Source organism: Natronorubrum halobium, assembly GCF_051351675.1.
GTDB lineage: Archaea > Halobacteriota > Halobacteria > Halobacteriales > Natrialbaceae > Natronorubrum.
The window spans coordinates 1,559,192-1,572,938 of sequence record NZ_CP195595.1; the positions used below are offsets into that span (position 1 = coordinate 1,559,192).

At 61.9% G+C, this 13,747-nt stretch carries 9 protein-coding genes; 5 read left to right on the forward strand and 4 right to left on the reverse strand.

Annotated features, from left to right (window positions below; translation table 11 throughout):
- Positions 1-247 precede the first annotated feature (247 nt).
- From rdfA to ACSFC7_RS07685, 3 genes are all read right to left on the reverse strand, one after another.
- The gene (gene rdfA, locus ACSFC7_RS07675; protein WP_436347123.1) at positions 248-865 is read right to left on the reverse strand and encodes a rod-determining factor RdfA; all 618 of its coding nucleotides are present in this window, start codon (positions 863-865) and stop codon (positions 248-250) included.
- Between the two features lie 250 nt (positions 866-1,115).
- Positions 1,116-1,880 (reverse strand): IclR family transcriptional regulator, encoded by a 765-nt coding sequence (locus ACSFC7_RS07680; protein ID WP_436347124.1) that lies wholly within the window; start codon positions 1,878-1,880, stop codon positions 1,116-1,118.
- A 219-nt stretch (positions 1,881-2,099) separates the two neighbouring features.
- Positions 2,100-3,317: an acyl-CoA dehydrogenase family protein gene (locus ACSFC7_RS07685; protein WP_436347125.1), complete on the reverse strand. Its 1,218-nt coding sequence runs from the start codon at positions 3,315-3,317 to the stop codon at positions 2,100-2,102.
- Between the two features lie 214 nt (positions 3,318-3,531).
- Here ACSFC7_RS07685 and ACSFC7_RS07690 point away from each other — a divergent pair, with 214 nt between their 5' ends.
- The 4 genes from ACSFC7_RS07690 (at position 3,532) to ACSFC7_RS07705 (ending at position 9,962) form a co-directional block, all read left to right on the forward strand.
- On the forward strand, positions 3,532-4,605 hold the full coding sequence (locus ACSFC7_RS07690) for a TAXI family TRAP transporter solute-binding subunit (protein ID WP_436347126.1): 1,074 nt from the start codon (positions 3,532-3,534) through the stop codon (positions 4,603-4,605).
- An 80-nt stretch (positions 4,606-4,685) separates the two neighbouring features.
- On the forward strand, positions 4,686-6,929 hold the full coding sequence (locus tag ACSFC7_RS07695) for a TRAP transporter permease (RefSeq protein ID WP_436347127.1): 2,244 nt from the start codon (positions 4,686-4,688) through the stop codon (positions 6,927-6,929).
- 62 nt (positions 6,930-6,991) lie between these two features.
- Positions 6,992-8,548, forward strand: coding sequence for a long-chain-fatty-acid--CoA ligase (locus ACSFC7_RS07700; protein ID WP_436347128.1), 1,557 nt, complete (start codon positions 6,992-6,994; stop codon positions 8,546-8,548).
- 223 nt (positions 8,549-8,771) lie between these two features.
- Positions 8,772-9,962 carry an acyl-CoA dehydrogenase family protein gene (locus ACSFC7_RS07705; protein ID WP_436347129.1) on the forward strand — a complete coding sequence of 397 codons (1,191 nt, stop codon included), beginning with the start codon at positions 8,772-8,774 and terminating at the stop codon, positions 9,960-9,962.
- A gap of 220 nt (positions 9,963-10,182) precedes the next feature.
- On the opposite strand, the gene ACSFC7_RS07710 is transcribed toward ACSFC7_RS07705, so the two are convergent.
- Positions 10,183-11,367 carry a thiolase family protein gene (locus tag ACSFC7_RS07710; RefSeq protein ID WP_436347130.1) on the reverse strand — a complete coding sequence of 395 codons (1,185 nt, stop codon included), beginning with the start codon at positions 11,365-11,367 and terminating at the stop codon, positions 10,183-10,185.
- Positions 11,368-12,055: 688 nt separating this feature from the next.
- Here ACSFC7_RS07710 and ACSFC7_RS07715 point away from each other — a divergent pair.
- Complete coding sequence (locus ACSFC7_RS07715; RefSeq protein WP_436347131.1) at positions 12,056-12,940, forward strand: 3-hydroxyacyl-CoA dehydrogenase family protein; 885 nt, start codon at positions 12,056-12,058, stop codon at positions 12,938-12,940.
- Positions 12,941-13,747: the final 807 nt, after the last annotated feature.

Here is a 13,747-nt window from a genome sequence, read left to right on the forward strand (position 1 = left end):
ATCGGGCGGAGAACGTGCGATGCGCCGCCTTCTGCCGTTTCGATACCGGATACCGAACGGAACGATTGCTACCGTGACATACGGTATCTTATGTTCTCTGATAACTGGTAGCTCGCACATTTCTGTGCGACGAACCGGCGGCCGGATCTCGTCGATAGCGCACAACTCGTAACAGGTGTACTCTTGTTATATGTTTTTGAACGGTCACTCGGGAGCGATAGCCGTCGATCGCGTTCGCGATCGAACGCTACGGGGCGTCACAGTCGCATCCGCCGGCCTCGAGCAGTTCGGAGACGCCGTACTGACTGTGACAATCCTCACAGACGACCTGGACGGTCGCGAGCACTCGATGCGAGCCGATTTCCAGTCGGTCGGTGTCCCGAAGTCGTGCCAGTTTGCTCTCGGTTACCGCCACCGTTCGCTGGCGGAGGCCCTCGATGGCTTCCCGTTCCGTCCGTCGGACGTCGCTGTCGGTCGTCTCCGGGAGTGACGCGTCGCGATAGTTCGTGAGGTACGACCGGATCGCACCGTACGAGACGAACTCCTCGATCAGGGTTTCGACGTCGACGCCGGCCCGCTCGAGGCGCCGTCTGGCCTGTAACTGCTCGCCACGACTGCCCGTCGTCCCGCTGAGCAACTCGTACAGGTGGCCGACGTCCTCGGTGATCGTGTCGACTCTCGCCTCCTCGAGTGCGGCCCTGACGAGGCGTTCGTTGAACGACTCGGCGAGCGTGCGGAGGCTCTTGCGTTCGTCAGGGTGGGTCCACTGGGCTTCGAGTTCGTCACCGACGCCCTCGAGGTCGTACTTCTCGAGCAGTCGCGGGACTTTCGGCATCGGTCCCGGACTCCTGTTCCGCTCGTCCATGCGGCGGGCTACTCGTGAATTGCGGAAAGTCGTTTCGATGCCGTCGCTGCGGTGTTTCACTATCCGGACGCGATCTTCCGGTCATCGAGTGTGATGGATCGCACTGGTAGATCGGATCTTCCGTCGTTCGTGCGCGTTCGAGCGGTAAGAACGGTGCGTTTCAGCGGATCGACCCGCGATAGCCGACCGACCGTCGGTCGGCGGGCAGTGGCCGTGATCGGCCAGCTAGTTCGGTATCCGAACTATCGACTCAGCCGTAGGCGAGCGTGACTCTGATCTCGCCGGCTTTGTCCCAGAGCCGATTCGGCAGTTCGTCGTGAAGGTATTCGCCTTTGAATCGGCTCGTTGGGCCGAAGACGCCCAGCGCGCCGAGAAGTTCGTCGTCGGGGGTGTAGACGGGGACGGCGACGCCGCGGAGCCCGTCCATATGCTCCTGGTCGTTCACGGCGTAGCCGCGATCGCGGACTCGATTCAGTTCCTCGTAGAGGACGTCGGGGTCCGTGATGGTGTTGTCCGTACTCGGCTCGAGGCCGTGCTCCTCGACGAACTCGCGGACGGCGTCGCCGTCCCACTCTGCGAGAATGACCTTTCCGGAGGCCATCGAGTGCAGCGGTCGCCGTTTGCCGATCATCGTATCCGAGAGGCTACCGTACCGGTGGATGTAGACGGCGTCTCCGTCCTCCTCGACGATGAACACCGCTCGCTCGTCGGTCTCCTGACCCAGTTCGAACACCTTGCGCTTCGCGGCGGTGTATCCCGTCTTCCGGTTTCGGGCCCGCTCGCTGATCTCGAGGAGCCGGAATCCGATGTAGTAATCGCCGTCGCGTTCGACGACGTACCCCATGTCGGTGAGCGTCGCGAGGTGGCGATAGACGGTGCTCTTGCTCAGTCCCGTTCGTCGCGTGAGCTCCGTGATCGTCACCCCTTCCTCCGCTTTGAGCGCCTCGAGAATCTCGAACGTCTTGCGCGTCGTCGAGACGCCGACGTCGGTTTCGTCCGCCCCATGCCTGCTCATACTCGAGTATACGCCACGGTCTCAATCAATGTTCCGGATAGCAAAACGAAACCGCGGCTATCCGGAACGAACCGTCCTCCGTTCGATTCTTCGTTCGTTATTCCGCTATGTGAAATAGGATCGTCGATCGGTGGAATCGAAAGAACGGCTTCGGTATCCGGCCGTCGAATCGATCGAACGACGCTCGAAAAATCGCGCGTTCGGAACGGCTGCGAGACGTTACTGATAGGCCGCGATGCCGGTGAACTCCTCGCCGAGGACGAGCGTGTGGATGTCGTGGGTGCCCTCGTAGGTGTAGACCGTCTCCATGTTGGCCATGTGGCGCATCGGCGAGTAGTCGGTGGTGATGCCGTTGCCGCCGAGCATCTCGCGGGCGATCCGGGCCTGGTCGCGGGCCGTCCGGACGTTGTTTCGCTTGGACATCGAGACGTGCTGCGGGCGCATCTCGCCGCGTTCTTTGAGTTCGGCCAGTCGGTAGGCGAGCAGTTGGGCGAGGGTGATCTGGGTCCCCATCTCCGCGAGTTTGCGCTGTTGGAGCTGGAACCGACCGATCGGACCGCCGAACTGGTCGCGGTCCTTGGCGTACTGGCGGGCCTCCTCGAAACAGTCTCGAGCGGCGCCGACGGCGCCCCAGGCGATCCCGTAGCGGGCCTGGGTTAGACAGGACAGCGGCCCCTTCATGCCCGACACGCCCGGCAGGACGTTCTCCTCGGGCACGTGGACGTTGTTGAGACCGATCTCGCCCGTGATCGAGGCTCGAAGCGAGAGCTTCTCGTCGATCTTGTTCGTACTGACGCCATCGCGGTCGGTCTCGACGAGGAACCCGCGGACGGGGTCGTCCTCGGCCGAGCGGTCGCGCGCCCAGACGATCGCGACGTCCGCGATCGGTGCGTTCGTAATCCACGTCTTCGAGCCGTTCAGCACGTAGCCGTCGCCGTCCCGAGAAGCGCTCGTCGCTTCTCGGGGATCAGCCGAGGTTCCCTCGGCGGAGTCGCGTTCGGCGTGGGTCTCCATGGCGGACGGGTTCGAGCCGTGTTCGGGTTCGGTGAGACCGAAACAGCCGATCGCGTCACCCTGGCCCATCGCCGGGAGCCACTCCTCTTTCTGCTCCTCGCTCCCGTACGCGTGAATGGGATACATGACGAGTGCGCCCTGCACCGAGGCCATCGACCGCAGCCCCGAGTCACCGGCCTCGAGTTCCTGCATCAGGAGTCCGTAGGCCGTCTCGGAGACGTTGGGTGAGCCGTAGCCCTCGAGGTTCGGCGCGTAAAAGCCGAGTTCACCCATCTTCGGGATGAGCTCTTTCGGGAACGTGCCGTTTTCGAAGTGCTCGCCGATATCGGGCTTGACGTGTTCGGTGACGAACTCTCGAGCCGTGTCCCGGATCATGCGCTCTTCCTGGCCGAGGTCCGCCTCAAGGTTGACGAAATCCAGCATACCCGATAGTACGCTAATAGCGCAATAGGTATTACGGTATATATTGTCAAACGAGTTGGTCGTCGACCGGAGAACGACTCAGCACCGCAGTACCATCACGTCGAGTGTACCGAGTGCGGACCCGGTGCTACCGGTGTTGTAGTGGCATATTATTACACGGTTCCGCTCGCAGGGTACCGGAACAATTATTATAATATGCCCGGAGGGTTTCGTTATGCCAGAGAGATGCAGTCAGGGGATTAGTGGAAAAACTCGACGTTCGTTCCTCGCAGCGACCGGTGCCGGCACCGCGGCCGCGTTAGCCGGCTGTTTCGGTGACGAAGACGGCGGCGGTGGATACGAGCGTGTCAGCGTGGGCTTCGCGGAACAGGGGGGTGCTCTGAACGAAGGGCGACTCGACGTCGGCGTCGGGACGATGATGAACTTCTCGATCACTCCGGGGTGGCTCCAGGAAGCCATGGCGTCGGTCGACGAGTTCCGCATTCTCGACGTCGCAGACGAGACGAGCGAGGCGTGGGACGACGACGAGACGCTACTCATTCAGGATCTCGATACCAACGAACTCGAAGGTGCCGACAACGACGCCGTTGACGTTCCCGGCGAACTCTCGTGCCCCACCTTCGCGTATAACTTCGTCTCCAGCGCGACGCTCGACTACGACGTCGTACAGACGTTCCTCCAGACCATGTGGGACGTGCGGGAGGACCTCGCCGACGAATTCGGGATCTTCGCGTGGCACGAGGAGCCCGAGTTCTGGGTCGAAAACGCGTACGAGGGGATCCCGTTCCATCCGGCCGCCGCGGATTTCTACGAGGAACGGGGCGTCTGGAACGACGATCTCGAACGGGCGGACGAACCGGACGAGACGCTAGAGACCGACACTGTCCGGATGAAAACCTCCCAGCAGGGGACGACGGCTAACGCCGCGAACGAGGCGTTGGCGGCGGTCATGAACGATAATCTGGACGACCTAACTATCGAAGCGCAGACGAGCGACGGAACCGAGGAAAACATCGGCGACATCGCCTCGGAAGACATCGAGATGGGATACCTCCAGAACTGGACGGCACGGGAGTTCCGCGAGGGCGTCGAACCGTTCGACGACCTCGATTTCGAGATGACGCAGATCTTCCACTACTACGACCTGCCGTGGTTCTTCATCACGAACAACATGGATCTCGAAGCCGTCTCCGATATCGAAGCGGATATGGCCGTCTCGCCGACGCCGAGCGGATCCGGCACCGCGCCCGCCCTCGAGCGAGCCCTCGAACACGCTCTAGACGACTAACCTACCGATTCATGTCCACCCATAGTTCCCGTTTCGGGCGACTGACACCGCTCCGGCTGTTAGCCGGCCTTACGAACGTAATGGCGGCGCTTTTCACCCTCTATACGATCTACTACGCGTTTTTCATCTTGACGAATTTGACCGTCGGCGGCGTCTCGCTGAGGCCGTTTATTCCTCCGGACCTCGTGTTCGCCGAACGGGCGGAGTACGTCATCCTCTTCGTGGGGTGGGGACTGGCAGTCTACTATCTGGATTACGCCCGCCGACAGTTCGACCGGGATCGAGAAGCTACTCCCGGCGACGGCAATGCGGATTCGACCGGCGACGCAAACTCCGAGTCCATCCAGGAGCCACCCGAGCGGACCTCGGTCCTCGACGATCTCGGACTCGAGAGTGAGCGTCTGTCGAGCGGGATTCAGGCGTTCAAACGAATGTACGGTCGATTCGATCCGTATCTCGCGCTCGTACTCGCCGCACTCTCGCTCGTAACGATGGCATATATCGCCGGCGAGTTTAGTCGACTCGACAACGAAGTACACATCGTCGGGTACACGACGACGGATCACATTATCGGCGCAGCACTGATCGTTCTCGTCACCGATGCGACGCGCCGAGCATTCGGGTGGATCATCGCCTCCGTGGCGGTCTTCGCGATCGCTTACTCTCACGAATCGGTGAGCACGTTACCGTTTCTTCCCGACTTACTCGCGTGGTCGGGTGAAGGCGTTCCCGGTATCATCGAAGAAGCGGCCCTCGGCCTTCACTCCGGTGTCTACGACAGCACGATCATGGGGATCGGCGCGACGTGGGTTGCGATCTTCATCATGTTCGCCGGTATCGCCAAAGCGTACGGACTCATGGACTACATCCGGGAAGTCGGAACGGAACTCGGTAACACGCTACGGACCGGCGTCGTGCAGATCGCGGTCATCTCGAGTATGGTCATGGGATCGATTACCGGGAGCGCGGCGGCGAACACCGCGACGACCGGGAGCTTCACGATCCCGATGATCAAGGATCAGGGCGTTCGCAGCGACTTCGCGGCGTCGATCGAAGCCGTCGCCTCTGCGGGCGGGCAAATGCTTCCGCCCGTGATGGGCGTTGCCGCGTTCCTCATGGCCGACATCATCGGCGTTCCGTACCTCGAGATCGTTCGAGCCGGGACGATCCCGGCGGCGCTGTTCTACCTGAGCGTCGGCGTGGCGGTTCACTTCACCATCCTCAAGTTCGGCTGGACGACGACCGATCTCTCGCCGTTCGATTGGCGGGTCCTGCTGAGCGGGTTGCATTTCGTGATTCCGATGGTAGTGCTGTTGTACACGCTCATCGTCCTCCGATTTACGCCCCTGTCAGCGGGGTTCTACACGATCCTCACGATCGTGGGGGTCATCTTCGTCCGGAACTACCTCATCGACGTGTTCGATGCGGATCGAATCGTCCGATCCAGACTGGACGGTGACACCGCCAGTTCAGACGGATCCACGGGTACGGCGTCGGGCAAGCAGTTTGCCGTTACCTCCTATCGCTCCGCTACGAGCACGATGAGAGGGACCGTCGACGGCCTCAAACAGGGTGGACTCGAAATGGCGCCGCTCGTGGGCGTCCTCGCGGCGATGGGCCTGATCGTCGAACTCCTCGAAACGAGCGGACTGACCGGTCGCCTCGGCGCGGGAATCATCGGGTTCGCGGACGTGACGGTGTTCGGGATCGCCGGCGGACTGGCGCTCGTGCTGGTGCTCGCGATGATCGCGAGCATCGCCTTCGGCCTCGGGATGCCGACGCCGGCGGCGTACATTCTCGTCGCGTTCCTGATCGCGGACGCGATGACGGAACTCGCCGTTCCCGATATCACCGCCCACATGTTCGTGTTCTACTTCGCGATGCTGTCTGCGATCACGCCCCCGGTCGCGATCTCCGTCGCGGTCGGCTCGCGAATCGCGGGGTCGAGCTTCATGTCCGCCTGCAAGCAGGCGCTGCGGATCGGCGCTCCGGGGTTCGTTATCCCGTTCGCGTTCGTCGCTAATAACAGCCTGATCGAGTGGACGATGACGACGTTGTTCGCGTTCCCAGTCGTCCTCGCGGGCACGATCGGACTGATCGTCGCGACGGTCGGCTTCGACGGTGCTCGAGTGCTCTCCGTTCCCGTTCGCGCGTTCTACGTCACCGCCGGATTCGCCGCTATGTTCGGCTCGGTCGTGGACGGACCCGTCGGGATGGGGATTCAAGCCGTCGCGGCGGCGGCGATCGTCGCACTGCTCCTGCGCGCTCGATACGTAGTCGGTTACGATGTCGGACGTGCCGGCGAACCGAACGTGTCCGACTGACGGTTCGCTGCACGTCACGAATCCACAATCGTTTTACTAGATTGCGGTCATTCACGTATCGTATGACCAATCTCGTCACGAACGTCGCCGAGACCGTCGAATCGACGCCCGAGTCGGTCGCGGTCGCATTCGACGACACCGAACTGAGCTACGAGCAGTTCTGGACGCGGGCCGGACAGTTCGCCCGGGCACTCAAGTCTCGCGGCATCGGCGCCGACGACCGGGTCGCCGTCTACCTGCCGAACCTCCCGCAGTTCGTCACCGCGTTCCAGGGGACGCTGCAGGCCGGCGGAATCGTCGTCCCGATGAACCCCCAGTACAAGGCCCGCGAGATCAGCCACCTGCTCTCCGACAGCGGGGCGAAAGCCGTCGTCACCCTCTCGGAGAACGTCCCTGCGGTCGCCGAGGTGCTCGAGGAGACCGACGTCGAGCAGGTCATCAGCGTCGGTGCCGAAACGGAGGCGGCGACCGACTTCGAGGACTTCCTCGCCGAGGACACCCTCGACGTCGTCGACCGCGCGGACGACGACATCGCCGTCCAGCCCTACACGTCGGGGACGACGGGGACGCCGAAGGGCGTCCTGCTCACGCACGACAACCTCGCGTGGACGGCCAAAGCCAACGCCGATCTCATCGGCGGCATCGAGGGCGACGACAAACTCATCGGGACATTGCCGCTCTTTCACATCTACGGCATGTCCGTCGTGATGAACGGGGCACTGTTCAACGGCGCGGCCTACTACCCCGTCCCGGAGTGGGACGCCACCGAGGTCATGACGATGATCGAATCCGAGAGCATCACCGTCATGTTCGGCGTGCCGGCGATGTTCAACGACATGATCAACCACCCCGAGGCCGACGAGTTCGACCTCTCCTCGCTGCGATTCGTCAACTCCGGCGGCTCGAGTCTCCCGATGGAAGTCCTGGAGCGCTTCGAGGACGTCTTCGGCCCGACCCTCTACGAGGGCTACGGTCTGACGGAGACGAGTCCGACGACGCACGCGAACGGACCCGACGCCCGTCGGAAGGGCAGCATCGGCAAGCCGTTCGAGGGGATGGACGCGAAGGTCGTGAACGAGGACTTCGAGGACGTTCCGCGCGTCGAGGAGGGACCGATCGACGAGGGCGAGGCCGACCTGACCGAGATCACGGGCGAAATCGTCGTCGCCGGCCCCAACGTGATGGCCGGCTACTACGGCCTGCCCGAGGCCAACGAGGAGGCGTTCACCGAGGCCGACGGCGAGACGTGGTTCCACACCGGCGACATCGGCTACTGGGACGAGGACGGCTTCTTCTACGTCGTCGACCGCGAGAAGCACATGATCGTCACCGGCGGTTACAACGTCTACCCGCGCGAAGTCGAGGAGTTGCTCTTCGAACACGAGGACATCGCCGACGCCGCCGTCGTCGGCGTGCCCGACGAGCGCCGCGGCGAAACCGTCCAGGCCCTGGTGGTTCCGACGCCGGACGCCGACGCGACGCCCGAGGATATCAAGGACTACTGCCTCGAGAACATGGCCGCGTACAAACACCCGCGCGAGGTCGAGTTCGTCGAGGAACTGCCACGAACCACGACCGGCAAGGTCCAGAAGTTCAAGATCCGCGGCGAGGACGAGTAGCCCGCACGCGGTGAAGCAGTGGGGGAGTGGGGTGGCTCGCTCGAGATCACTACCTTTCCCCTGCTTACCACTGTAAGTTCGAGGAGCCAGTTGATCGCTCGATATCGCAGTAGCCGCTTCTCTATCCCGAATTTTGATTTACAACGTTCGGTCTCGGGCAACGATACGTTGTAACTGTTGAATACATCGAAGCTATTTTGGTACCGGACAACAACCGTGATATATGGCATTCACGCTGTCCGCCGAGCACGACGCGATTCGCGAGGCCGTTCGCGAGTTCGGTGAAAACGAGATGGCTCCGGTCGCGGAGGAACACGACCGGGAGCACAAGTATCCCGAAGAGATCCGCAAGAAGGCCGCCGAGTACGACTTCGTCGCCCCGGGCATCCCGATCGAGTACGGCGGTGCCGGGATGGACAAGATCTCGAGCACCATCGTCACCGAGGAACTCTGGCGAGCGGACCCCGGTATCGGGAGCGCCGTCGGCTCCGCCGGCTTCGGGACGAACATGATCATCGAGTTCGGCGACGAGTGGATGAAAGAGGAGTGGCTCCCCAAGATCGCCAACGGCGAGACCGCTTCCTGTTCGATGATCTCCGAGCCCGCACACGGCTCGAACGTCGCCGGCATCGAGACGGTCGCCGAGAAGGACTCCGCCGAGGAAACCTCGGCTGATCCCTCGGAAGCCACCGCTTCCGAGGACGGTGACGAGTACGTCCTCAACGGCAACAAGATGTGGATCACCAACGGCACCGTCGCCGACGTCGGCGTCCTGATGGCCAAGACCAGCCCCGACGAGGGCCACCGCGGCATCACCGCATTCCTCGTCGAGATGGACCGTGACGGCGTCTCGACCGAGAAGATCTCCAACAAGCTCGGGATCCGCGCCTCCGACCTCGCCGAAGTCATCATCGACGACGTCCGCGTCCCCGAGGACAACGTTATCGGCGAAGTCGACAAGGGCTTCTACCAGCTGATGGAGTTCTTCGCCTCCGGCCGAACCAGCGTCGCCTCCCAGGCCGTCGGTGCCGCCCAGGGAGCCCTCGACGCTGCAATCAAGTACGCCAACGAGCGCGAGCAGTTCGACCGGAAGATCAAGGAGTTCCAGGCCATCGAGCACAAACTCGCCGAGATGGCGACGAAGGTCGAGGCCGCCCGCTCGCTGACCTACCGCGCCGCCAGCCAGGTCGAGAAGAACAACCAGGACGTCGCCGCGCAGTACTCGAGCATGGCGAAGCTGTTCGCCTCCGAAATCTCGGTCGAAGTCGCCGACGAGGGCGTTCAGGTCCACGGCGGCTCGGGCTACGTCACGGACTACCCCGCCGAGCGCTACTACCGCGACGCCCGCATCACGAAGATTTACGAGGGGACTTCGGAGATTCAGAAGAACATCATCGCCGACCAGATCCTGTAGATCGGCTCCCGCACCGATTCTACCGTTTTCTCGCCGGGCAGCGGATAGTACTCGGTCTCCGCTCGAGCGACGACGCTGCCGAGTGACGGAGTCTCCGCGTCGGTCCGGTCTCGAGTCGTGTGGAGGGTGGTTCGATGCCGGTGCTCGAGTCGCAGCGCGCAGCAAGTGGTGCTCGAGTCGCAGCGCGCAGCAAGTGGTGCTCGAGTCGCGACGAATTCGGTTACTGGTCCGGAACCCGAAGCTCGACCGCTGCGCCCTGACCGTAGCCCACGCACATCGTCGAGAGGCCGAGCCCGCCGCCCTGCCGCTGGAGTTCGTGGATCAGCGAGACGGGGAGGCGCGCACCGGAGGCTCCCAGCGGGTGGCCGATGGCGATGGCGCCGCCGTTGACGTTGAAGACGGCGTCGTCGAAGCCGAGTTCGTCCCGACAGTACAGCGTCTGGCTGGCGAAGGCCTCGTTGAGTTCGACGCGGTCGTAGTCCTCGGCCGAGCGGCCGTTACGCTCCCAGATGCCCCGGACCGCTGGGACTGGACCGATTCCCATGACGGTCGGATCGACGCCGGCGACGTTGTGGTCCTCGATTTCGGCCACGATCTCGAGGTCGTGCTCCTCGGCGAACGCCCGACTCGTGATCAGGACGCCGGCAGCACCGTCCGAAACCTGGGAGGCGTTGGCGGCGGTGACGGTGCCGTCCTCCTCGAAGGCCGGCGGGAGCCCCGAAATCTTCTCCGTCGTGGTGCCGGGACGCAGCCCCTCGTCTTCCTCGACGACCTGCTTTTCGACGGCTTCGCCGTCTCCCCGTTGCGTCTCCGACGCAACGCCCGTTTCGATGGGGACGATCTCGTCGTCGAACTTGCCCGCTTCCGTCGCTTCTACTGCGCGCTGTTGGCTGCGAGCCCCGTATTCGTCCTGCTCGTCGCGGCTGATATCGAACTCGCGGGCAACCTTTTCCGCCGTCTGTCCCATCGCGAGGCCGGCCGCGTCGTACTGCTCGGCGATGCCGTCGTAGGAGTCGATCCCCTTCCGGCGCTCGTTACGGGACATGTTCTCGACGCCGCCGGCGACGATGACCTCGCGCTGGCCCGCCCGGATCGCGTCGCTGGCGCTCATGATCGCTTCGGCGGAGGACGCACAGAGCCGGTCGATAGTCGTTCCCGGAACGCCTTCGCCGAGGTCCGAGAGAAGCGCGATGACGCGCGCGATGTTGTTGCTCTGTTCGTCGACCTGCTTCGCACAGCCCCAGCGGATGTCGTCGACGTCGTCGCCCGAGAGACCGGTTCGCTCGAGCATCGCGTTCACGAGCGGGACCGAGAGTTCCTCGCTGCCGGTCTCGGCGTAGACGCCGCCGTGTTTCCCCTGTGGCGTGCGGACTGCCTGAACGATTACTGGCTGCTGGTCGCTCATTGGTACTGAATGACTCGCGCTCTGAACCCAAAGTAGCTCCGTTCTTCGTCATTCGACCGTGCATCCGTGGTTCAGTTAGCGGCCGACGAGGGACTGGACTCGTGTCCGGCACAGAGCGGATACGTCGCGGTGGCGCGCGCTATCGATCGCCCCTGAGCGATAGCGAAGGGCGATCGATACCGCCGTGCGAGGGACGAACGAGTGCAGCGAGTGAGTCGGCTGGGGAGGACGAGGGCGTGTAACGGGTGGGACTGAAAGGGGCGAGAGTCTCGAGGAAGGCGGGCGACGTCCTCGCGAACGAAGTGAGCGAGGAGTCAGCGAGACGCGGAGCGTCTCGCAGAGCAAGCACCGCAGGTGAGCGACCAACGGGAGCGAACCGAGGAGCACAGCGAGCCCCCCGACTCGAGACTCTCGGGGCTTTCTGAGTATGACGAAACACGAGCAGAAAACAACTGCTGGCGGCTAGGATTGCCACGTCCTCCCCAACCGATTCGCTCACTCACTTCGATCGTTCGCTCATCCCTCGCGCAATTACGTCGATCGCCCTTCGCTGTCGCTCAGGGGCGATCGACAGCGCGCGCCACGTGGACTGATTCGACTTGAGCAGAGCGAATTACGGTCCGGGCGCGTACTGACGCCGTTTGTTCGAAAGGGAACGCTTTTGATAGTTTCCGAAGTGGCTTCACGTATGCAAATCGCAGTGCTCGGAGCCGGAAGCATGGGACACGGGATCGCACAGGTGTCCGCGATGGCGGGCCACGACGTGGTCCTGCGGGACATCGAGGAGGAGTTCGTCGAGAACGGCCTCGAGGGGATCCGCGACAACCTCCAGGGCGGCGTCGACCGGGACAAACTTAGCGAGAGCGAAATGGAGGACACCCTCGAGCGCATCGAGGGGACGACCGACCTCGCAGCGGCCGTCGAGGACGCCGACCTGGTCGTCGAGGCGGTGCCCGAGGACATGGACCTGAAGAAAGAGGTCTTCGCGGACGTCGAGGAGGCCACGGGCGAGGATACCGTCATCGCCTCGAACACCTCCTCGCTGTCGGTGACCGAGATGGCCAGCGCGCTCGAGCGCCCCGAGCGAGCCGTCGGCCTGCACTTCTTCAACCCGCCGCACATCATGGACCTGGTGGAGATCATTATCGCCGAGCAGACCGACGAGGCGACCGAGGAGTTCGCCGTCGACTACGTCCAGGGCATCGAGAAGGAGGACGTCGTCGTCCGCGACACGGCCGGCTTCGCCACCTCGCGGCTCGGCCTCGCGCTCGGCCTCGAAGCGATCCGGATGGTCGAGCAGGGCGTCGCCAGCCCGGCCGACATCGACGAGGGAATGGAAATCGGCTACGGACATCCGATGGGGCCCCTCGAGTTGACCGATCACGTCGGACTCGACGTCCGCCTGCACATCGCCGAACACCTCCGCGAGGAACTCGGCGAGCGGTTCAAGCCCCCGCAGTCCCTGCGCCGGAAGGTCCGCGCGGGCAACCTCGGCAAGAAGACAGGCGAGGGCTACTACGTCTGGGAGGACGGCGAGCGCGTCGGGATGAGCAGCGAGTGGATCGACGACTAATTGGTGGTCATATCCACGGTCCCGCTGAATTCTGATGTGTCGTATCGGCACCGCTCAGATTCGCGGCTGTCCGACTCCAATGGATGACGTAACGTTAGATGACGTTTTCACGCATATATGTAGGATGGGGTGCGAAGGTGGGGTTTATCGGGCAGAAAATTTAAAGGATACATAATTAGGTGAGATAATTGGCCATGTGTATGGTACCGTCGAAATATATAATAAATATGCTGAATATAAGATAATATATACAAGAGAGACTATCAGTTACAAACCACTCTTTGTTCAAACTGAGACTATTAAAATACCTCTCAAATAGAGCACTTCATACGCCAATACAGACGCGTACCAAATCGTATTCCCCCATCCTAATTCGAACTCCACAATTGCTAACCAAATAATTCACTATAGCATACGAAATCAATCTATTATATTCTTATGATATATCTGTATTCTAATAATTATTATAACCACTTATTATCCAAAATACATAAAACAAATAATTATTTGGAAATAAGAGGTTGCGAGGGGAGGGAAATTACATTAGTGTGTATGTGAATAAATGGGGACGATCTCATTTGGCATTACCGGATTACGGTAGCGAGGCTTCAGCCGAAATGTTTGCATACTACTTCGAATAGGTGTAGTTATTTACAACAATACTGTTGTAATGCACTGGTCAATCATAGGGGTTCACTTATTTGGTATTACCGGACGTCTCGAGGAAACATAATATATGCCAAATATGCGGTTGAGAACCGTCTGAAGTTGCGATATTTGGCTTCAGTACGCACGGCCATCGATATT

What these genes read in the sequence shown, in the direction of transcription:
- rdfA (WP_436347123.1), bottom strand. Translation starts at nt 865, where the DNA reads ATGGACGAGCGGAACAGGAGTCCGGGACCGATGCCGAAAGTCCCGCGA.
- ACSFC7_RS07680 (WP_436347124.1), bottom strand. Translation starts at nt 1,880, where the DNA reads ATGAGCAGGCATGGGGCGGACGAAACCGACGTCGGCGTCTCGACGACG.
- ACSFC7_RS07685 (WP_436347125.1), bottom strand. Translation starts at nt 3,317, where the DNA reads ATGCTGGATTTCGTCAACCTTGAGGCGGACCTCGGCCAGGAAGAGCGC.
- ACSFC7_RS07690 (WP_436347126.1), top strand. Translation starts at nt 3,532, where the DNA reads ATGCCAGAGAGATGCAGTCAGGGGATTAGTGGAAAAACTCGACGTTCG.
- ACSFC7_RS07695 (WP_436347127.1), top strand. Translation starts at nt 4,686, where the DNA reads ATGGCGGCGCTTTTCACCCTCTATACGATCTACTACGCGTTTTTCATC.
- ACSFC7_RS07700 (WP_436347128.1), top strand. Translation starts at nt 6,992, where the DNA reads ATGACCAATCTCGTCACGAACGTCGCCGAGACCGTCGAATCGACGCCC.
- ACSFC7_RS07705 (WP_436347129.1), top strand. Translation starts at nt 8,772, where the DNA reads ATGGCATTCACGCTGTCCGCCGAGCACGACGCGATTCGCGAGGCCGTT.
- ACSFC7_RS07710 (WP_436347130.1), bottom strand. Translation starts at nt 11,367, where the DNA reads ATGAGCGACCAGCAGCCAGTAATCGTTCAGGCAGTCCGCACGCCACAG.
- ACSFC7_RS07715 (WP_436347131.1), top strand. Translation starts at nt 12,056, where the DNA reads ATGCAAATCGCAGTGCTCGGAGCCGGAAGCATGGGACACGGGATCGCA.